This window comes from Pseudomonas sp. S3E12, assembly GCF_001702295.1.
GTDB classification, from domain to species: Bacteria; Pseudomonadota; Gammaproteobacteria; order Pseudomonadales; family Pseudomonadaceae; genus Aquipseudomonas; species Aquipseudomonas marginalis.
Genome location: NZ_MBDT01000005.1, coordinates 24863 through 46031, shown reverse-complemented (window position 1 = coordinate 46031; position 21169 = coordinate 24863). Strand labels below are relative to the sequence as shown.

At 62.2% G+C, this 21169-nt stretch carries 16 protein-coding genes and 2 pseudogenes; 9 read left to right on the top strand and 9 right to left on the bottom strand.

The features are described from left to right. Window positions 1-58 precede the first annotated feature (58 nt). The 5 genes from BB029_RS04940 to BB029_RS04920 all read left to right on the top strand — a co-directional run bounded on the left by BB029_RS04940 (window position 59) and on the right by BB029_RS04920 (window position 6429). Complete coding sequence (locus BB029_RS04940; protein ID WP_065938422.1) at window positions 59-2500, top strand: TonB-dependent siderophore receptor; 2442 nt, start codon at window positions 59-61, stop codon at window positions 2498-2500. A 101-nt stretch (window positions 2501-2601) separates the two neighbouring features. Continuing rightward, the gene (locus tag BB029_RS04935) at window positions 2602-3381 is read left to right on the top strand and encodes a PhzF family phenazine biosynthesis protein (protein WP_065938421.1); all 780 of its coding nucleotides are present in this window, start codon (window positions 2602-2604) and stop codon (window positions 3379-3381) included. A gap of 36 nt (window positions 3382-3417) precedes the next feature. Further along, window positions 3418-5247, top strand: coding sequence for a gamma-glutamyltransferase (gene ggt / locus BB029_RS04930; protein ID WP_065938420.1), 1830 nt, complete (start codon window positions 3418-3420; stop codon window positions 5245-5247). 23 nt (window positions 5248-5270) lie between these two features. Continuing rightward, window positions 5271-5993: a peptidoglycan editing factor PgeF gene (pgeF, locus tag BB029_RS04925; RefSeq protein ID WP_065938419.1), complete on the top strand. Its 723-nt coding sequence runs from the start codon at window positions 5271-5273 to the stop codon at window positions 5991-5993. 121 nt (window positions 5994-6114) lie between these two features. Beyond that, window positions 6115-6429, top strand: a complete 315-nt coding sequence (locus BB029_RS04920) for a DNA-binding transcriptional regulator (protein ID WP_065938418.1) — start codon at window positions 6115-6117, stop codon at window positions 6427-6429. A 26-nt stretch (window positions 6430-6455) separates the two neighbouring features. Here the strand turns inward: BB029_RS04920 and ddlA are convergent, their stop codons facing one another. After that, the gene (gene ddlA / locus BB029_RS04915; RefSeq protein WP_065938417.1) at window positions 6456-7550 is read right to left on the bottom strand and encodes a D-alanine--D-alanine ligase; all 1095 of its coding nucleotides are present in this window, start codon (window positions 7548-7550) and stop codon (window positions 6456-6458) included. Window positions 7551-7594: 44 nt separating this feature from the next. After that, a complete protein-coding gene (locus BB029_RS04910; protein WP_065938416.1) occupies window positions 7595-8233 on the bottom strand; it encodes a LysE family transporter in 639 nt (212 codons plus the stop codon). Between the two features lie 137 nt (window positions 8234-8370). Here BB029_RS04910 and BB029_RS04905 point away from each other — a divergent pair, with 137 nt between their 5' ends. Beyond that, window positions 8371-9180, top strand: a complete 810-nt coding sequence (locus BB029_RS04905) for an AraC family transcriptional regulator (protein WP_065938415.1) — start codon at window positions 8371-8373, stop codon at window positions 9178-9180. 6 nt (window positions 9181-9186) lie between these two features. Here the strand turns inward: BB029_RS04905 and BB029_RS04900 are convergent, their stop codons facing one another. The 4 genes and pseudogenes from BB029_RS04900 to BB029_RS04890 all read right to left on the bottom strand — a co-directional run bounded on the left by BB029_RS04900 (window position 9187) and on the right by BB029_RS04890 (window position 11575). Then, window positions 9187-9762, bottom strand: a complete 576-nt coding sequence (locus BB029_RS04900; RefSeq protein WP_065938414.1) for a flavin reductase family protein — start codon at window positions 9760-9762, stop codon at window positions 9187-9189. Window positions 9763-9820: 58 nt separating this feature from the next. Continuing rightward, window positions 9821-10249, bottom strand: a pseudogene (locus BB029_RS34100) (methyl-accepting chemotaxis protein); the annotation flags it as partial. Window positions 10250-10360: 111 nt separating this feature from the next. Then, window positions 10361-11047, bottom strand: a pseudogene (locus BB029_RS34095) (PAS domain-containing protein); the annotation flags it as partial. 195 nt (window positions 11048-11242) lie between these two features. Beyond that, entirely contained in the window at window positions 11243-11575 is a 333-nt protein-coding gene (locus tag BB029_RS04890; RefSeq protein ID WP_065938413.1) for a DUF2790 domain-containing protein, read from the bottom strand. Window positions 11576-11800: 225 nt separating this feature from the next. Here BB029_RS04890 and BB029_RS04885 point away from each other — a divergent pair, with 225 nt between their 5' ends. The 3 genes from BB029_RS04885 (at window position 11801) to BB029_RS04875 (ending at window position 15567) form a co-directional block, all read left to right on the top strand. Beyond that, on the top strand, window positions 11801-13120 hold the full coding sequence (locus tag BB029_RS04885; RefSeq protein ID WP_065938412.1) for an OprD family porin: 1320 nt from the start codon (window positions 11801-11803) through the stop codon (window positions 13118-13120). A 339-nt stretch (window positions 13121-13459) separates the two neighbouring features. Beyond that, window positions 13460-14134: a heavy metal response regulator transcription factor gene (locus tag BB029_RS04880; RefSeq protein WP_027606942.1), complete on the top strand. Its 675-nt coding sequence runs from the start codon at window positions 13460-13462 to the stop codon at window positions 14132-14134. Further along, window positions 14131-15567, top strand: a complete 1437-nt coding sequence (locus BB029_RS04875; RefSeq protein ID WP_065938411.1) for a heavy metal sensor histidine kinase — start codon at window positions 14131-14133, stop codon at window positions 15565-15567. The genes BB029_RS04880 and BB029_RS04875 overlap by 4 nt, the downstream gene beginning before the upstream one ends. On the opposite strand, the gene BB029_RS04870 is transcribed toward BB029_RS04875, so the two are convergent. The 3 genes from BB029_RS04870 to BB029_RS04860 are packed head-to-tail and all read right to left on the bottom strand — an operon-like array spanning window position 15491 to window position 21001. Further along, window positions 15491-18637 carry a CusA/CzcA family heavy metal efflux RND transporter gene (locus BB029_RS04870; protein ID WP_065938410.1) on the bottom strand — a complete coding sequence of 1049 codons (3147 nt, stop codon included), beginning with the start codon at window positions 18635-18637 and terminating at the stop codon, window positions 15491-15493. The two genes, BB029_RS04875 and BB029_RS04870, sit on opposite strands and share 77 nt — an antisense overlap. A gap of 18 nt (window positions 18638-18655) precedes the next feature. Beyond that, the gene (locus BB029_RS04865; protein ID WP_065938409.1) at window positions 18656-19762 is read right to left on the bottom strand and encodes an efflux RND transporter periplasmic adaptor subunit; all 1107 of its coding nucleotides are present in this window, start codon (window positions 19760-19762) and stop codon (window positions 18656-18658) included. Between the two features lie 18 nt (window positions 19763-19780). Next, window positions 19781-21001: a TolC family protein gene (locus tag BB029_RS04860; protein ID WP_065938408.1), complete on the bottom strand. Its 1221-nt coding sequence runs from the start codon at window positions 20999-21001 to the stop codon at window positions 19781-19783. Window positions 21002-21169 lie beyond the last annotated feature (168 nt).

Sequence of the window (21169 nt, the reverse complement as noted above, 5' to 3'; positions counted from 1 at the left end):
CTTCAACCCGTCAAGAACTTTGCCTTTGCAAATCATTCCTATTTCTAACGGGGCTCACATGCACTTTCCAGCACTCAATCCGACCCACGCCCGTAGCATTCTTGCGCTTGCCGTCTGCCTGGCGTGCAGCACTGCGGTTGCCGTGGAACCGGCGGGCAAGCCGGCCATTCGTGAAGCAGCAGATACCCGCAGCTTTGCCATAGCGCGTCAGTCGCTGGTCAATGCCCTGGATCAATTGAGTGTGCAGAGCGGGCTGCAAATTGCCTATGCGGCGGACTTGGCCCAAGGCGTCGAGTCGCCTGGCGTCAGCGGCCGCATGACCGCCCTGGAGGCGCTGGCCCAGTTACTCAAAGGCACGCCCCTGAGCTTCGAGCTCAATGGTCCCAACGCGGTCATACTGACCCGCACCGCACAACCCGGCGCGGCCCTGCAACTGGGCACCACCACCGTGATCAGCAACCAACTGGGCACCGTCACCGAAGGCACCGGCTCCTACACCCCGGGCACCATCGCCACGGCCACGCGCCTGGTGCTGAGCCCGCGTGAAACGCCGCAGTCCATCAGTGTCGTCACCCGCCAGCACATGGATGACTTCGCCCTCGACAGTGTCGACGACGTGATGCGTCATACCCCTGGCATTACCGTGTCGGCCTACGACACCGACCGCAGCAATTACTACTCGCGCGGTTTTTCGATCAACAATTTCCAGTACGACGGTATTCCCTCAGCCGTGCGCAACGTGGCCTATTCGGCGGGCAACACCCTGAGCGACATGGCGATCTATGACCGGGTCGAAGTGCTCAAGGGCGCCTCCGGCCTGCTCAGCGGCGCCGGTTCCCTGGGCGGCACCATCAACCTGGTGCGCAAGAAACCTACGGCGGAATTTCTCGGCCACATCACCACGGCGGCGGGCACCTGGGATCACTACCGCACGGAAGTGGACGTCAGCGGCCCGCTGACCGAAACCGGCAATGTGCGTGGGCGTGCCGTGGCGGCCTATCAGGACAACAAGTCGTGGATCGACCGCTACTCGAACAAAAGCTCGGTGTTCTACGGCATTCTCGAATTCGACCTGTCACCCGACACCTTGCTCACCGTGGGCGCCGATTATCAGGACAGCAAACCCAAAGGCTCCACCTGGTCCGGCAGTTTCCCGCTGTTCAACCATGCCGGCGAGTTGAACAATGCCAAGCGCTCCTTCAGCAATGCCACTGACTGGAGCAGTTGGCAGCAATACACCCGTACGGTGTTCGCGAACCTGGAGCACGACCTCGGCGACGGCTGGGTGACCAAACTGCAACTGGACCACAAGCTCAACGGCTACGACGCCCAGATGGGTGCGATCCAGTTCTACCAGCCGGCGGCGGACGGCACCGCCAATATCAACGCCCAGCGCTACAAGGGCGAAACCACCAGCGACTCGGCCGACCTGTATATCAGCGGCCCGTTCAATTTCCTCGGGCGTGAACATGACCTGGTGATCGGTGGATCCATCAGCACCGCCCACTGGAAGGGCAAGGGCTATTGGGACGAAACCTTCCCCACCGCCAACCTGGTCGACTACGTCAACTGGCATGGCAACCTGGCCAAGCCCGACTGGGGCGTGGCCTCCCAAGTCACCGACGACACCATTCGCCAGACCGGCATGTACCTCACCACCCGCTGGAACCTCAGCAACGACCTGAAACTGTTGCTCGGCGGGCGCGTGGTCGACTACACCCTGACCGGCAGCACCGATACCTACCGTGAAACCGGACGTTTCATTCCCTATGCCGGAGCCATCTATGACCTCACGGACAACCTGTCGGCCTATGTCAGCTACACCGATGTCTTCATGCCCCAGGAAAGCTACAACCTCGACCGTAACCGCAAGCTGATTGACCCGGACGAAGGCGAGAACTATGAAGTGGGCCTCAAGGGTGAGTTCCTCGGCGGTCGCCTGAACGCCAGCCTGGCGTACTTCGAGGTGAAGGAAAGCAACCGCTCCCTGCCCGACGATGCGTACAACAACCAGACCCCGACACCGCCCAACTTTGCCTTCAAGGGCACCGACGCGACGACCAAGGGCTACGAACTGGAACTGTCCGGCGAAATCGCTCCAGGCTGGCAGTTGCAGGGTGGCTACACCCACAAGGTGGTACGCGACGACGCCGGCAAAAAAATCTCGACCTTCGAGCCCGAGGATCAAGTGAGCATGTTCACGATCTACAAGCTCAAGGGCGAGCTGGACAAAGTCAGCGTCGGCGGCGGCCTGCGCTGGCAGAACACGGTGTGGCAGGACATCTACAACAGCCCCAAAGACACCACCGAGAAATTTTCCCAGGAATCCTACTGGGTGGTGGACCTGATGACGCGCTACCAATTCACGAAAAACCTGTCGACCACGCTGAACCTCAATAACGTGTTCGATAAGCCGTATTACACCAACGTGGGCTTCTACAACTCCGCCATCTATGGCGCACCGCGTCACTTCATGCTGACCACGCGCTGGGACTTCTGATTGCCTGAGCCACACGGCCTATCCCGAGGGTAGGCCGCTTTTGACGCCCTCCCTTGCCACTGTTAGTGTCCAGCCTCCCCCCACGCACGGAGTGCTTCACGGTGAAACTGGACATCTACCAAGTCGACGCCTTCAGCCAACATGCCTTCGGCGGCAACCCTGCCGCGGTGTGCCCGCTCACCGAGTGGCTGCCCGATGAGCAACTGCAGCATATCGCCGCCGAAAACAACCTCTCCGAAACCGCCTACTTCGTGCCCCGCGATGGGTTCTACGAGTTGCGCTGGTTTACCCCGCAAGTCGAAGTCGACCTGTGCGGCCATGCCACGCTGGCGACGGCGTGGGTGTTGATTCACGCACTGGCGGATGCACCCCAGGTGCTGCGCTTTGCCACCCGCAGCGGCGAGCTACGGGTGACGCGCAATGGCGATGAACTGGCGATGGATTTCCCCGCCCGGCAACCACAGCGCTGCGAACCGCCCGCCGGAATGTTGAGTGCCCTGGGGATCGAGAGCGCCGACGTGTTCAGCACCGATGACTACATCGTGCTGGTGGACGACGAAGCCCAGGTCGCCGCGCTGACGCCTGACTTTGCGCAGCTCAAGGGCCTGCCCAAGCGCGGGATAGCAGTCACCGCCAAGGGCACCCGGTTTGATTTTATTTCACGCTGGTTCGGGCCGAATGTGGGGATCGATGAAGACCCGGTCACCGGCTCGGCACACACCTCGCTGGCACCGTTCTGGGCCGAGCGCCTGGGCAAATCGCACTTGACGGCCGAGCAAGGGGGCCAGCGCAAGGGTCAGTTGCACTGCGAGCTGCAGGGCGACCGCGTGATTATTTCCGGCAAGGCAGTGTTGTACATGCAAGGCACGATTTACCTGTAAACCGCAGCGCCCCACGGACAACAGATCATTCGCACAATGAACGGAGTTCAGCACGTGTTTTCGATTTCCCGCCGCCAACTGTCGCTCATGGCGGCAGCCCTTGCCCTGGCTGCCTGCCACACCCCGGTCAACGACCAACCACCGGCACCGGAGTTGGGCTCGGGCTATCGCACCGACCTCAGCACCCGCCATGCCGAGCGCCATATGGCCGCCGCCGCCAACCCGCTGGCGGCCGAGGCCGGACGCGAGATGTTGCGCCAGGGCGGCTCGGCCATTGACGCCGCCATTGCGATGCAGGCGGTGTTGACCCTGGTTGAACCACAATCCTCCGGCATTGGCGGCGGTGCGTTCATCATGCTGTGGGATGGGAAAAACGTGCACGCCTATGACGGCCGGGAAACGGCTCCGGCCGGGGCGACCGAGCGGTTGTTCCTGAACGCCGACGGCATGCCGATGACCTTCACCGACGCGCAGATCGGCGGGCGTTCAGTGGGCACGCCCGGGGTGCTGCGGGCCCTGGAAATGGCCCATAGGAAGACCGGCCGCCTGCAATGGGCCCAGTTGTTCGAGCCGGCGATTCGCTTGTCGGAGCAGGGCTTCGCAATTTCACCGCGTTTGCACAGCCTGATCGCCGCTGACCGCTTTATCCCTCAATCGCCGGAGATGGCAGCCTACTTTCTGAATGCCGATGGCACGCCTAAAGCCACCGGTACACGGCTGAAAAACCCGGCGCTGGCCGCTGTGTTCAAACGCATTGCCAAGGAAGGACCGGACGCCCTGTACCACGGGCCGATTGCCGACGAGATTGCGCGCAAGGTGCAAGGCAACCGCAATGCCGGCAGCCTGACTCAAGCAGACCTCAAGGGCTACGTCGCCAAGGAACGCGCGCCGTTGTGCACCGATTACAAGCGCTGGAAAGTCTGCGGCATGCCGCCGCCGTCCTCAGGCGGGATTGCGGTCGCGCAGATGCTCGGCACATTGCAGGCCCTGGAAGCCCGCGACCCGCACCTGGCCATCGCGCCGATGACACCGATAAACAGCGCCTCGCCTGCCGGGCTTGAGCCCACGCCCGAGGCCGTACACCTGATCGCCGAAGCCGGTCGCCTGGCCTTTGCCGACCGCGCGCTGTACGTGGCCGATGCGGACTTCACACCGGTGCCGGTGGCCGGCCTCGTGGCCCCGAACTACCTGGCACAGCGTGCCACGCTGATCGGCGAGCGCAGCATGGGCATCGCCAAGCCAGGCCGACCGGCCGGTATTCAAGTCGCGTATGCACCGGACCGTTCGCCGCTGCGCATCTCCACGTCACAAGTCGTCGCCGTAGATGACCTGGGCGGCGCCGTGTCGATGACCACCACGGTGGAAGCCGCGTTCGGTTCCCATGTGATGGTCCAGGGCTTCTTGCTCAATAACCAGATGACCGACTTCTCATTCATCCCCGAAGAAAACGGCCAGCCGGTCGCCAACCGCGTACAACCCGGTAAACGCCCGCGCTCGGCGATGGCGCCGACCCTGGTGTTCGACCGCAAGAGCGGTGAGTTGCTGGCCACGCTCGGTTCGCCGGGCGGCTCGCAAATCATCGAGTACGTGAGCAAATCCCTGGTGGCGATGCTCGACTGGAACCTCGACCCGCAAGCCGCCATCAGCCTACCCAACTTCGGCAGCCGCAATGGGGCTACCGAGCTGGAGGCGGGCTTGTTCAGCCCAGGCCTGAAGCAAGTGCTGAAGGACAAGGGCCATGAGCTGAGCGAGATAGACATGACCAGCGGCATCCAGGCCATCGTGCTCAAGCGGGACGCCCAGGGTAAGGTGTCGCTCAGCGGCGGCGCCGACCCTCGGCGCGAAGGCGAAGCGCTGGGCGACTGACTTTATTGAACGGAGATGATCCCTTGCATCAGGCTGAAAATCTCGCTGCCATCCCTGGCATCGACCACGGTTTCTGTTCGATCGACGACCCGCTGCGCCCGGATGAAGTGTTCATCTGCAAGCAAGTGCACAGCGCCTCGGTGATTGAATGGCAGGCGGGCCAGGTGGCCAATACGATCGAGGCCGATGGGGTGTTGACGCACCACGCTCACCCGATCGCGGTGATCACCGCAGATTGCCTGCCCATTCTGTTCGCGTCGAAAACGGGCGAACGGGTGGCCGCAGTCCATGGCGGCTGGAAGGGGCTGCAACGCGGGATTATCGCCAACGTCATGCAGCGCTTTGCCGCCGAAGGGATTGCAGCCGACCAGCTGCAAGTGGCTATCGGCCCCTCGATCAAGCCGTGCTGTTATGAAGTGAGCGAAGGCTTTATCGCCGAGTTCCAGAGTGACCAAGGGCACCTGTGGCAACACGCCCAGGCACCGTGGCGCTTCGTGCAACCGGCACCGCTGCGGTCCCCGCAAATCAATCCGCCCCATGCAAGGCAAGCAGGCAGTGCGTGGTTTGACTTGAGCGGGTATGGGTTGTTGCTGCTGCAAGCGGCGGGCATCAAGCGTGAGCAGATCGAAGTGAGCGAGGTGTGCACCTACTGCACGTCGCCGACGTTTGCCAGCTACCGCAGAAGGACGCATCAGCCGGAGGAAGCGAAGACGTTGATTTATTCGTGGATTGCTCGCACAGACTGATAGGAGAAGGCCTACAACACTCTTTCTCAAATCCTCTACATGTCTTCAGAGATTTACGGCAAGGGCGCTACGGAGAATATTCCAGCGCACATTCTGTACAAAATTGCGAAGGAGATGAACCATGCCTCTCACTGATAAACAACTGCAGGAACGTGACGCCAAACGCAATATCGGCGAAGAATTACTGAACGCTATTCAGGATGTTAAAGCAGGACGCTACGGCGCCGTGCAGCAGATCGAAATCACTCAAGCTGCCGAAGCAAGAAGCAAGACAGGACTGTCGCAACCCAAATTTGCCGAGCTTTTGGGGGTTTCGGTAAGGACCCTTCAGGAGTGGGAACAGGGGCGTCGTTCCCCCTCCGGCGCAGCACGCTCACTGCTGCATATTGCGGCCATAAGACCAGACGTTTTTCGGGAAGTCCTCAGTAACGCCTGATGGCGTTACTGGCCACTCCATGAGGATCAACGGCTGATCTTCAAGCCCTTACGCCCCGCATGCCGCTCCAACGCCAGCTCGATCAACCGGCTCACCAGCTCGCTGTAGCTCATGCCCGCTGCCTGCCACAGCTTGGGGTACATGCTGATGCGAGTGAAGCCGGGCAGTGAGTTGATTTCGTTGATCAGCACTTCACCATCGTCGGTCAGGAACACATCGACCCGCGCCAACCCTGCGCACCCCAACACCTCAAACGCCTCAAGAGCCAAGCGGCGGATCCGCTCACTGGATTCATGGCTGATGTCGGCCGGCACCACCACCTGGGCCGCCTGGCCGTCGATGTATTTGCTGTCGTAGGAGTAAAAGCCGCTGTTCACCACGATCTCGCCGCAGCCGCTGGCCACAGGGTTTTCGTTGCCCAGCACGGCGCATTCAATTTCGCGGCCCTGGACCGCCGACTCCACCAGCACCTTTTGATCAAAACCCAGGGCCAGTTCAACGGCGGCGTGGTACTCAGCCTCGTTGCCAACCTTGCTCACGCCCACCGAAGAACCCTGGTTGGCCGGTTTGACGAACATCGGCAGGCCGAGTTTATTCACCGCTGTTTCAAAGGAAGTACGCCCGGCGTTGCTGCGGGTCAGGGTGATGAACGGCGTCACAGCAATGCCGGCATCGCGCAGCAGGCGTTTGCTGATGTCCTTGTCCATGCACACCGCCGAGCCGAGCACGTCGGAGCCAACGAAAGGCAGGTCAGCCATGCGCAGCAGGCCTTGCAGGCAGCCGTCTTCGCCGAGGGTGCCGTGGACGATGGGGAAGATCACGTCGATGTGTGCGAGCAGGTCGTTGCCGGAGGTTTCCACCACCTGCTGGCTGGCCTTGCCGGGCACCACCGCCAGTTCGCGGTTGGATTGGTTGAGGGCGATGAGCGCCGGGTTTTCCTGGTTGATCAGGAAGTTCGAGGTGTCGTTGAGGTGCCAGTGGCCGGCCTTGTCGATGCCGATCAAAACCGGCTCGAAGCGGGTGCGGTCGAGTGCGTCGACAATATTGCGCGCCGACTGCAACGAGACTTCGTGCTCGGCCGAACGGCCACCAAAAATAATCCCTACCCGCACCTTGCTCATGACCCGGCCTCACTGTTGAAAGTAAGGCTTCTTACCACGGACGGTCAGCGATTCGCTACCAGATGGGCGCCGAACAGCACGTAGCAACCGCCGGCAAAACGGTCGAGCCACTTGCGCGAACGACTGTAGAGGTTGGCCATGTGCGCACTGGAAAACACCAGCGCCACGCAGGCATACCAGCTGAACGACAAGCTGGCCATGGTGATCACCGCCAGGGCCAGCAGCGCGGGGGATGGCGACAGTGGCATGGTGGACGCGAAGATGGTGGCGACGAACAACGCGGCCTTGGGGTTGGACAGGTTGCCCAGCAACCCCAGGCGCCAGGCGGAAAACAACGAGCGGCGCGCTTCGTCCGGCAACAGGCTCTGGCCCATCGCCGGTGTCGAGCGCTTGAACAGTTTCAGCCCCAGGTAAATCAGGTAGCAGCCGCCGATGATCTTGAACGCCAGGTACAACATGGGGGCGGCGGTAAACAGCGACTTGATGCCCAGCCCACCCGCCAGCCCCCACATGATCGTGCCGGTGGCCACGCCCGCCGACGCCACTACGCCATGACGGCGCGAACAACTGGCGGCCAACTGCGCGGTGTTGAAGAAGTTGGGACCCGGCGTCACCACCGCCACCGTCCACAGCAGGGCCAGCGAGACCAGAGGCGCTACATAGGTGGGGTTGATAAATTCCATTGGGCGGTTCCATCAGCGCAGGGCACGAGCAGGGAGCATAGACCTCGCCCGCCACCTGCACAATCGTACAAGACCCCGGCAGACAAGGGATGCAGACTGGGTTAACGTGTTTCCACCTCTTTTTGTGACAAGCCACCATGGGCAAACCGACCCGCAACTTCGACTGGCTGCACCGTGCCCCCCATGCCAGCGGCCTGGACCGTATCGAGGCGTACTTCGCCGGTTTCGCCTTCGACCCCCATCGCCATGACACTTATGCCATCGGGCGTACCTTGTCTGGCGTACAGAGTTTTCACTACCGCGGCGACATGATCCACAGCCTGCCCGGCACCACCATGGTGCTTCATCCCGATGAGACCCACGACGGCCACGCCGGCAGTGACGAGGGTTTCAAATACCGGATGATTTACGTGGAGCCGTCGCTGATCCAGCAGATCCTTGGCGGCAAGCCGTTGCCGTTTATCCCCGGCGGCTTGTCCACTGACCCCAGGCTGTTCCGCGCCAGCGATGTGCTGCTGCAAAACCTGGATAACCCCATCGACCCGTTGCAGGAACAGGACGCGATGTTCGACCTGGCCCACGCGCTGAGCAACGCCGCGGGCGCCATCGTCAGCCGCAAGGCGTTCGATTACGTCGCCGCCGAGCGCGCCCGGGAGTTTATCCACAGCGCCCTGGGCCGCAGCATCACCCTGGACGAAATGGCCGACCACGCCGGCCGCGACCGCTGGGCATTGTCGCGGGATTTTCGCGTGCTGTTCGGCACCAGCCCCTATCGCTACCTGACGATGCGCCGGCTGGACCTGGTGCGCAGTCTGCTGGCGCAGGGGCAGTCGCTGGTGGACGCGGCGCTGACCGCCGGCTTCACCGACCAGAGCCACATGACCCGGCAATTTCGCAGCACCTACGGTATGCCGCCGTCGCGATGGGTGAAGATGCTCGGGCGCTGAGTGCGCTTATAGCGAATGCCCATCGATGGGCTCGCCGATGCTCAGGAAATGCCCACCCGCTACATGGTGCAAGGTGCGTAACTGATCATGCCCTTCGAAGTGCCAGCGGCCTTCGCTGAATACTCGCTCATCGGCATAGGCTGCGACCACTTCGCCGAGGAACAGGTCATAGGTCTGCTGGTTGTGGGGCTCGGGCAGCAGGCGACATTCCAGCCACGCTACGCAGCCTTCCAGCAAGGGCGCGTCGCTGTGTTCACCGCTGAAGGTTTGCAGGCCATAAGCAGCGAATTTGTCGCCCTCGGTACCGGTGGTATTGCCGACCGTCTGCACGAGGTCGACCTGGGCCACACAGGGCACCTGCAGCACGAAGCTGCCGGCGCCTTCCAGCAATTGGCGAGTCCAGGTGGACTTGTCCAGCACAACGGCGACTTTCGGCGGTTCGAAATCCAGCGGCATGGCCCAGGCGGCCGCCATGATATTGCGCTGGCCGTTGTGGGCCGCGCTCACCAGTACGGTTGGCCCGTGATTGAGCAAACGGTAGGCCTTGGGCAACGGAACGGGGCGGCAGTGGGTAGGGCTCATGGAGGATCGGCTCTTCAAACGAAAAAACCTACGATACCTCAAGCATCAGCCCTATGGATCAGCTCGACAGTTGGTTAGCGAATTGTCCTACGGCGCTGACCACCTTCTGTGCGCCGTCCTGGATCTCCACGATCACCGTGCCCGCTTCCGCCGCCAGGGCCAGGCCTTGCTCGGCTTGCAGGCGGCCGTCGGTCATCAGGGCCACCGCGTCGCGGGCCATATCCTGGTTCTGACGCACCACACCAACAATTTCCTCGGTGGCTTTGCTGGTCCGTGATGCCAACTGGCGCACCTCATCGGCCACCACCGCAAAGCCCCGGCCTTGCTCGCCGGCACGTGCCGCTTCGATGGCCGCGTTGAGCGCCAGCAAATTGGTCTGTTCGGCAATGCCGCTGATGGTCTTGACGATGGTGCCGATCACTTGGGATTGCGCGTTCAGTGCCTCGATGCCTTCACCCGCCGCCTGCATGTGCGTGGCCAGGTCGCGCATCACCTCCACCGCCTGCGTCACCACGGTGGTACCGCGCTGGGCGCTGTCGTCGGTATGCAACGAGGTGCTGTAGGCAATGTTCGCGGCCTCGGCCACGGCTTGCTCCCGATTGACCTGATCGGTAATCACCGTGGCGAACTTGACCACTTTGTACAAACGGTCATTGGCGTCCAGCACCGGATTGTAGGTGGCTTCCAGCCACACCACGCGGCCATGGCTGTCCACACGCTTGAAGCGCGCTGCGACGAATTCTCCGGCGTTCAGGCGTTTCCAGAAATGCTGGTACTCGGCGCTGTTGTACTCCTGCGGCTCACAGAAGATACGGTGATGCTTGCCCTGGATCTGCGCCAGGCTGTAGCCCATGCCGCTGAGGAAACGGTCGTTCGCGGTCAGCACATGCCCATCCAGGTCGAACTCGATCACGGCGGTGGAACGCACCAGCGCGGTGATCAGGTTTTCATGCTCGCGCGACGCTTCGATGGTGCGGGTGAGGTCGCTGGAGTAAATCGAAAAGTGCTTGATGCGCCCATCGGAACTGCGCACCGGCTGCACAATCGAGCGCAACCAGGCTTCCTGCCCGTTGCCGCGCATCAGGCGTACGGCGCCGGCGAAATGCTCACCGCGCAGCAGGGCGTTCTTGAAGCGCTGCTGGAATTCGTCCTGGCGCACATGGGCGGGCACCAGATCTTCGATAGGGCGCCCCAGCAGCGTGGAACTCTGGTAGACCAGTTCCTGCAGAAAGTTGGCATTGGCCCATTCAACCCGACCTTCTGCGTCCAGCGTCAGGCAGAGCATTTCGCTTTCCAGGCTCTCCCTGACCTGTTGCAAGCTGGACAGTTCTTCGCGAAGAGCGGACAGCTCCTGCTTCAAGCGGGTGTTAAACATAGGGCACCGAGGTCGATGGGAGAGAAGTATCAGAGCTGCATCGGCCCTATTGGCTGTTTCTGAAGCGAACTCAGGTGCTACACCCCACTCTTTTTTTTGACGCCATTAACTGCCGTTATTCCGGCACACCCCCATGACTTGATACTCCAGCGTAGTGAGCTTGCCGCTGGAGTCTTCATAGGTCATGCGCGAAGGCACGGTACTGCACGCGCGGATCGGCGGCGTCACGTTGACCACCTTGGCAATGTCCAGGTCCATGCCATAGCGATACACCTGGACCTGGGGCGCCGGCTTACCGTTTTTCTCGGCGTAGGCGGCCATGGCTTTTTCATTGCGCTCCATCATCAGGGCAAAGGTCCGGTCACCCCCGCCTTCGGCCAATGCACCAAATGACAGGACGGCCGTTAATACACCTACGCCTGCGGTAGAAAAGTTCATCACCTGTTCCTCGACTGAAAGTTCAGTACCGAGACTAACGAACCAATCCTGACGCGATGTTCACCAGAACATTACTTATTTGTTAGGTGGCGACGAGCTTCCAGAATTGTAATGTTCACGCCACCCAATCGTTATCCACGGTTTGCAACTATCAGCCCGGGCCAGATCAATAAGAACGCCCGCCTCCATAAGAAGCTGATAACTGCCAACACCGAGGAGCGAAACATGCGGATCCGTTACTACACCCTTCCCCTTTCACTGATCGCCACATTGCCCCTGGCAGCCGTGGCCGCGGAAGACAAACCTGAAGGGTTTATCGAAGGCAGCAGCGTGAACGTGCTGGCGCGCAATTTTTACTTCAACCGCGATGACCGCAAGGGCCAATCCAGCCCCACCGGTAACGGCTATTCCGAAGCCTGGGCCCAGGGACTGATCGGTAAATTCGAATCCGGCTTCACCCAAGGCACCGTAGGCTTTGGCCTGGACGCCTTCGCCATGGTCGGCGTGAAGCTCGACTCGGGCACCGGCCGCAGCGGCGGCAAGGGTTCGTTCGGCGTGCTGCCGGTGGACAGCAACAACCATCCCGAAGACAACTACAGCAAGGTCGGCGGCGCGGCGAAACTGCGGGTATTGGACACGGTGATCAAGGCCGGCGACGTGTTCCCGCTGACCCCCGTGGTGGCCTACGGCGATTCGCGGGTGTTGCCGGAAAGCTTCCGTGGCGTGACGTTGCAGAACACCAGCCTGGAAGGCCTGACCTTGCAGGGCGGGCGTCTGAGCGGCATGAGCCAGCCCAACGAAAGCGGCATGAACAAGGGCTTTGCGACGTTTTATGCAGGCCCCGTGGACTCGCCCTGGATCGGCTATGCCGGTGGTGATTACCAACTCAACAAACACCTCAGCCTGAGCCTGTACAGCAGCCGCCTGAAGGACGCCTGGGACCAGTACTACGTCGGCAGCGCCGCCAGTTACCCGCTGAACGAAGACGTCTCGCTGTTCGGCGACATCAACTACTACAAGGCCGTGGACGAAGGCAAAAAGCTGCTGGGTGAATTCGATAACAGCATCTGGAGCGCCCGGCTCGGCGTGAAGGTGGGTGCCCACAGCCTGGCTGTGTCGCACCAGCGCAACAACGGCGATGACGACTTCGATTACCTGCGTCAGTCGGACTCGATCTTCCTCAACAACTCGATCCAGTACAGCGACTTCAACTCGCCCAAGGAGCGCTCGTGGATGCTGCGCTACGACCTGGACATGCAGCCATTCGGCATTCCCGGCCTGTCGTTCATGACCCGCTACGGCAAGGGCACCGGCGCCGACTACAGCAACGCCAACGCAGTGTATATGCGCCGCGATGCCGCCGGCGATCCGCTCACCGACCAACGCCGTTGGGAGCGGGATATCGAAGCCAAGTACGTGGTGCAAAGCGGCAACTTGAAGGACTTATCGCTGCGGCTGCGCCAGGCCACCGTGCGCTCGAGTTCATTCGAGTCCGACCTTGAAGAAGTCCGCGTCATTATCGAATACCCACTGGCGGTGCTTTAAGACGCGCTTACATTCACTTGCCGATGCCCTACATCTCTTCACAGGTTGAAGTCTGTCAGAACTGTAATATCGGCCTCACCTTCTCGTTAAGTTGCACTTTTTATACTGCGCATCGAACACCTCTCATCTCTGCGGCTTTTGTGTAGCTCCTTTGGAACAGAGATGAATTTTATACGCCCCAGCCGGGGCGTTTTTTTTGCGTGCCCGGTCAGTGACGAATCGTCGCACCGGCCTGACGCGGCTTGACCCTAAAGCTACTCCAGGCTTCAGAGTTTTCCTACAGCCTATTCAAGCCTCTATGAGGCCATCTCCTTTCGTTTTCCTTGAAGGTAAATCCCCATGCGTATCCTTGTGGTTGAGGACGAGCAGAAAACCGCCGATTACTTGCAGCAAGGCCTGACCGAAAGTGGCTACGTCGTCGATTGCGCCGCCAGCGGCATCGACGGCCTGCACCTGGCCCGGCAGCACACCTACGAACTGGTGATCCTCGACGTGAACCTGCCCAACACCGACGGCTGGGAGGTACTGGAACAACTGCGCCGGGACGGCAACCAGCGCGTGATGATGCTGACCGCGCGTGGCCGCCTGGCCGACAAGATCAAGGGCCTGGACATGGGCGCCGACGATTACCTGGTCAAACCCTTCGAGTTCCCCGAGCTGCTGGCCCGTGTGCGCACCTTGCTGCGCCGCAGCGAACATATCCCGCTGCCGGATGTGCTGCGCGTCGCGGACCTGGAGCTGGACCCGCGTCGCCATCGCGCCTATCGCGGCAGCCGGCGCATCGACCTGACCACCAAGGAGTTCGCCCTGCTGCACGTGTTGATGCGCCAGGCCGGCGAGGTAATGACCCGCACGCAGATCATCTCGCTGGTGTGGGACATGAACTTCGACTGCGACACCAACGTGGTCGAGGTCTCCATCAGCCGCCTGCGGGGCAAGGTCGATGACCAGAGCGAGGTCAAATTGATCCACACCATTCGCGGCGTGGGTTATGTGCTGGAGGCGCGCCAATGAGGACCAGCAGCCTGTCGATGCGCCTGGGGCTGACGGTCAGCCTCATGGGCGCCGGGCTGGTGGTGCTGCTGGCGACCCTGGCCTACCTGGCCTTGACCCATGAGCTGGAAAAGCTCGCGCGCAAAGGCCTGGAAAGCAAGATGGAACAGCTCCAGCACAGCCTCGCGCTGGGCCTGGACACCCACGCAATCAAAGCCCGCCCCCACTCGTTGCTGGACCTGGTGATGGGCCACGACAATTTCTACCTGACCATCGTCGGTACCGCACCCGATAACGCGGTGCTGCTCAGTGTCGGTGCCAAACCCCAGGAACCGTTGCTGACCGACTTTTCCCCCCGGGAAACCCTCGGTTACCTCAACTGGCAAGACCAGGACGGCAACCAGGTACTCAGCGCCTCCAGCCTGATGCGCCTGGCCAGCGGCGAGCGCGTACGGGTGTTGCTGTCGCTGGACCGCAGGGATGACCAGGCGCTGCTCAGTGCCTACCTGCGCGCTACCCTCATCGCCCTGCCGATGCTGTTGATCCTGATTGGCATGGGCGCCTGGTGGCTGGTGCAGCGTGGGTTGGAACCGTTGAAGCAGTTCAGCCATGTCGCGGCCCAGGTAACGACCCAGGACCTGACCCACCGTTTATCCATCGACAACCTGCCCCAGGAGCTGGGCGAGTTGGCGCAAAGCATCAACGTAATGCTGCGTCGCCTGGACGCCGGTGTGCAGCAGCTGTCGCAGTTCTCCGACGACCTCGCCCACGAACTGCGCGCGCCGCTGACCAACCTGATGGGCAAGGCCCAGGTGACCCTGTCCCGCGAACGGCCCTCGGAGGAGTACAAGGCGGGGCTGGAATCCTGCACCGAGGAAATGGAACGCCTGTCGCGCATCGTCTCCGACATGCTGTTCCTGGCCCAGGTCAGCCATCCGGCGGCGCGGGCCGGGTTTGGCCCGGTGTCATTGGGTGAAGAAGCACAACGGGTGATGGCGCTGTTCGCCCTCAGCGCCGAAGACAAACACGTGACCCTCAGCCTGCGCGGCGACGCCTGGGTGACGGGCGATCGCCTGATGATCCAGCGGGCGATTTCCAACCTGCTGTCCAATGCCATCCGCCATACGCCCGAAGGCTCCAGCGTGCTGCTGCTGGTGGAGACCTACGACCAGAGCGTGGCGTTGTCGGTGGGCAACCCCGGGCGCGGCATCGAAGCGCACCACCTGCCGCATCTGTTCGAACGTTTCTACCGCGCCGACAGCAGCCGTACCCGCGCCGAAGGTGGCACGGGGCTGGGGCTGGCCATTGTGCAGTCGATCATGCAGCTGCATCAGGGGCACGCCGACGTCAGCAGCCAGCCAGGCCGGTTTACACGGTTCAGCCTGGTGTTTCCTCTTCCTTGCGATGGGCCCACTGGTACAACGCCGGCAGCACCAGCAAGGTCAGCAAGGTAGAAGAAATGATCCCGCCGATCACCACCGTCGCCAACGGACGCTGCACTTCGGCGCCGGTGCCGGTGGCCAGGGCCATGGGGATAAACCCCAGGGAGGCCACCAGTGCGGTCATCAATACCGGACGCAGGCGGGTCAGCGCGCCCTCGTGGATAGCCACCGACAGCGAACGCCCTTCCTCGCGCAGGTTGCGGATGAAGGCAATCATCACCAGGCCGTTGAGCACCGCCACGCCGGACAAGGCGATAAAGCCCACGCCTGCCGAGATCGACAATGGAATATCGCGCAGCCACAGCGCCATGATCCCGCCGGTCAACGCGAACGGAATCCCAGTAAACACCAGCAGCCCGTCCTTGAGGTTGTTGAACATCATGAACAGCAACCCGAACACCAGCAGCAACGCCACCGGCACAACGATCTGCAAACGCTCGGCGGCTTCCTTCAACTGTTCGAACTGGCCGCCCCAGGTGGTCCAGTAACCCGCTGGCACTTTCACTTGCGCCGTGAGTGCAGCCTCGGCCTCTTCCACGAACGACCCCATATCCCGGCCGCGCACGTTGGCACTGACGATCACCAGGCGCTTGCCGTTCTCGCGGCTGATCTGGTTCGGGCCGAGCACCAGGTCCAGGCTGGCGACCTGGGACAACGCAATGAACCCCAACTGCCCCGCCGCACTCCCGGCCAGCGCCGGCACTGGAATCAACAGCCGCGACAAGCCGTCGATATCAGTACGCAGTGCGTCGGACAAGCGCACGACCATGTCGAAACGCCGGTCACCTTCATACAGGGTACCGGCCTGACGCCCACCGACGGCGACGGCAATGGTGTCCTGTACATCGCCGACATTCAGGCCAAAGCGCGCGGCTTTGTCACGGTCGATATTGATGGTCAGCACCGGCAGGCCGGACGTCTGTTCGACCTTCACTTCCGAAGCGCCATCGAGGCCTTGCAGGGTCTCGGCAATGTCTGCGGCGGTGGTGTTGAGCACCGCCATGTCGTCGCCGAATACCTTCACCGCCACATCACTGCGCACCCCGGAAATCAGCTCGTTGAAACGCAGCTGGATCGGTTGCGACAGCTCGTACGCACTGCCCGGCACAATCGCACTGGCGCGCTGGATATCGGCGATCAGGGTTTCGCGGGATTTGTTCGGATCCGGCCATTGCGCCTTCGGTTTGAGCATCACGTAGCTGTCGGAAATATTCGGCGGCATCGGGTCGGAGGCGATTTCCGCCGTGCCGGTACGTGCAAATACCCGCTCGATTTCCGGCACCTGGGCCATCAAGGTTTTTTCCAGTTGCTGCTGCATCTGCACCGATTGCGTCAGGCTGGTGCCGGGCACGCGCAGGGCCTGTTGGGCGAAGTCGCCCTCGCTGAGACTGGGGATAAACTCACTGCCCATGCGGCTGGCCACCACGCCCGACGCAACAATGGTCAGCACGGCCAAGCCGAACACCAGTGGCCGGCGCGCCATCACCCAATCCAGCACCGGCCCATAGGCCCGGCGCGCGGTACGCATCACCAGGTTTTCTTCTTCCTTGACCTTGCCGGTCACGAACAGCGCAATCGCCGCAGGCACGAAGGTCACCGACAAAATCATCGCCCCCAACAACGCGATCACCACGGTGAATGCCATGGGGTGGAACATCTTCCCGGCCACCCCGGTAAGGGCGAAGATCGGCAGGTACACGACCATGATGATCAGTTGCCCGAAGATCAGCGCACGCCGCGCTTCCTTGGCCGCCGCGAACACCTCGTGCAGGCGCTCGCTGCGGGTCAGCAGGCGGCCATGGCGCTGCTGCGCATGGGCCAGGCGGCGGATGGCGTTCTCGACGATCACCACCGCGCCGTCGACGATAATGCCGAAGTCCAGCGCGCCGAGGCTCATCAGGTTGGCGCTGACTTTGTGGGTGAACATGCCGGTAAAGGTGAACAACATCGCCAGGGGAATCACCATCGCGGTGATCAGCGCCGCGCGGATATTGCCCAGGAACAGGAACAGCACCGCGACCACCAGCAGCGCACCCTCGAAGAGATTTTTCTTCACCGTGGCAATAGCTTTTTCGACGAGGTTGGTGCGGTCGTAGACGGTCACCGCCACCACGCCTTCGGGCAGCGAACGGTTGATTTGTTCGAGCCTGGAAGCCACCGCCTGGGACACCGTGCGGCTGTTTTCTCCGATCAACATAAACACCGTGCCCAGCACCACTTCGCGGCCGTTTTCCGTGGCGGCGCCGGTACGCAGCTCACGACCGATCTCGACCTGGGCGACATTGCGCACGCGGATCGGCGTGCCGTCGGACGTGGTAATGACGATATTGGCGATGTCGTCGATGGACGCCACCTGCCCCGGCGCGCGGATCAACAGCTGCTCGCCGCTGCGCTCGATGTAGCCCGCTCCGACGTTGGCGTTGTTACGCTCCAGCGCCGTGACCAGATCGTTCAAGGTCAGGTTATAGGCCGCCAGGCGCTTGGGGTCGGGGGCGATCTGGTATTCCTTGGCGAAGCCGCCGATGGTGTTGATCTCGGCCACACCAGGCACGTTGCGCAGTTGCGGCTTGATGATCCAGTCCTGGATCACCCGCAGGTCGGTCGGCGTGTAGGGCGTGCCGTCGTCCTTGCGTGCGCCCTCTTCGGCCTCCACGGTCCACAGGAAAATTTCCCCGAGGCCGGTGGAAATCGGCCCCATCGCCGTTTCAATCCCCACAGGCAATTGCTCGCGAGCCACTTGCAGGCGCTCGTTGACTAACTGGCGGGCGAAGAACAGGTCGGTGCCGTCCTTGAAGATCACCGTCACCTGGGACAAGCCGGAGCGTGACAGCGAACGGGTCTGCTGCAGCCCCGGCAAGCCGGCCATCGCGGTTTCGATGGGAAAGGTAATGCGCTGCTCGGTCTCAAGCGGCGAAAAACCGGCCGCCGCCGAGTTGATCTGCACCTGCACATTGGTGATGTCGGGCACCGCGTCGATGGGCAGTTTCTGATAGCTGGCGATGCCGACACCGGCCATCAACAGCACCGCCAGCAGCACGATGATGCGCTGCTCGATGGCGAATTGGATAAGGCGCTCAAACATGGGAAATCACTCGCAGGATCAATGGGCGTGCTCGGCCGAGCCCTTGCCCAATTCGGACTTGAGGATGAAGCTGCCGGTGGTGGCCACCTGGGCTCCGGCCTCCAGGCCCTGGCGCACTTCGACGTAGCCGTTTTCACTGGCGCCAAGCTCAAGATGGCGGGTGATAAAACCGTCTGGGGTGCGTACGAATACCGATGGTTTTTCCTCGACGGTCTGGATCGCCGTTTGCGGCACGGTGACCTTGGCCTGGTAAGTGTCGGTGGCCAGTTGCACGGTGACGAACAGTCCTGGGCGCCAGGCGTCGTCGGGGTTGGGCACCGTCACACGTACGGTGGCGGTGCGCGTTTGCTCGCCGAGCAAATTGCCGACATAGGCCACGGTGCCCAGCACGTCGGTGCCCATTTCCGTGGAACTGACTTTCACCGGTTTGCCGAGCCGGACCTTGTTCAAATCCTTGGGAAATACGCCGAAGGTGACCCACACCTGGGACAGGTCAGACAGCGTGAAGGCGTTACTGGTCTCGCTCACCACCTCGCCGACACCGAGGTGCTTTTCCACCACCACGCCCGCGAACGGCGCACGCAGTTCGTAACGATTGCCGCCGGCCAGCACGGTGTTGCCGCTGAGCGCGGTCATCTTTTGGCGGGCATTGTTCAGCGCGATTTCGGCTTCTTGCAGGGTTTGGCGCGCCAGCAGGTAATCCTGCTCGGCGGAAATCTTGTCCTGCCACAGCTGGCGTTCACGTTGGAAGGTAATACGCGCCAGTTCAACCCGACGCTCGCTGGCCGCCAGCTCACTGCGCTGGTCGGAAATCTGCTGGCTGGCGATCACCGCCAGCAGCTCGCCCTTCTTCACCGCCTGGCCAAGATTGACCTTCACCGACTCCACCACACCGGCCGCGCGCGGGACGATATGCGAGGTGCGGTCTTCATCGAAACGCACCTCCCCCGGCAGCGTCAGCAATGTGCTGATCGACCGGGGTTGGGCCTCGGCGAGCTCGATGCCGGCGGCCTGGATTTGTTGTTCAGTCAGCTCGAGGGTGCCTTCTTCTTCCTCGGCGTTGGCCACGCCGGACAGCATCAGGCCCAAGGCGACGGCAAGCGCCACGCCGTGTCGTTTGTTCATAAGGCACTCCAGAAAAAATCAAAACCGGGCGAGGTCGCCGTAAATCCGTTCGATGCGCAGCCAGGCATCGGTGGCCTGGGCGGTGGCCGCAAGGTATTGGGTGCGCGCCGCGATCAGGGTGCGCTGGGCGTCGAGCACGTCGAGGAAGTTGAACTTGCCCATCTCGAAGCCGCGAGTGGCGCTGTCCACCGCGCTTTGGGCGGCGGGCAGGATCTGCTGGTTGAATGCGCGCACTTCGCTGTTCGCGGTTTGCCACAGGTCCAGGGCCTGGCGGGTTTCGGTACGCAGGCGCAATTCAGCAGCGTTGCGCAGGTCGCGGGCCTGATCGGCACGGCGCGTGGCGGCGAGCACATTGCCCTGGTTGCGGTTGAACAAGGGAATCGGCATCGACACGCCGACCAGGTTCACCCGCTCGCGCACACTGGCGTCGTACTGACTGCCGATGGACACATCCAGGTCGGGGATGCGCTGGGCTTTTTCCAGGCCCACGCGGGCTTCGTTCTGCACGATCTGCAGTTCGGCCAGGCGCAGTTCGGCGGTCTGTTCAAGGCGCGCCAACAGGTGCGTGGCGGACGGCAACGGCGGTGTGGAGTGGCTTGGCGTGGCGAGGGCCTGGAAGTCGGTCGCCGCGCTGCCGGTACTGGCGGCCAGGCGACGATAGGCGTCGGTGAGGCCCATGTGTGCGCGGTTGAGTTCGAGCCGGATTTCCGACAGCTGCACCTGGGCACGCGTGGCTTCCACCGGTGAGGATTTGCCGGCAGTCACGCGGCCGTTGGCGACCACTAGGCCGCGCTCGGCCAACGCCAGGGAGCGTTGCGCCAGGTCGAGACGTTCCTGGGCGCGCAGGGCGCCGTAATAGCCCTCGATCACCTCGGCGCGCAACGTATTGCGGCGCTGTTCCAAGGCCAGTGCGGCGGCGTCCTGGGCACGCGTCGCCACGTCAATGCGAGCACCGCGCTTGCCACCCAGTTCCAGGGTTTGGCTGAGCTTGAGGGTGGTGGTGCGCGTATCGCGACGTGTGTCTTCGGCATCCCAGGACGCCACCGGATTGGGGATCAACCCGGCCTGCTGGCGACCGCCCGCGGCGATCTCGATGTCCCATTGCGCAGCCGCCAGGTCAGGGTTGTTGGCGAAGGCAGTCTGCAGGGCGGCGTCGAGGGTGAGGGTTTGTGCCTGGGCAATGCTGGCGGCGCCCCACAACAGCGTCGCCCCCAGCAGCTTTCTAACGGAAATTGCCATAACGAGAGTTCCACGCCCATAAAGTAAAAGCCGGGAGAATGTAGCGGGCGCGACTTATCAGGGCGGTGGAGCAAAGATTACAAATCCGACAGCAATGGCTCTGGGGCGGGCGTTATCAGGTATGCTTTTGAGGCAGGAAACAAAAAGAAACAATTCTCCCAACCTGTT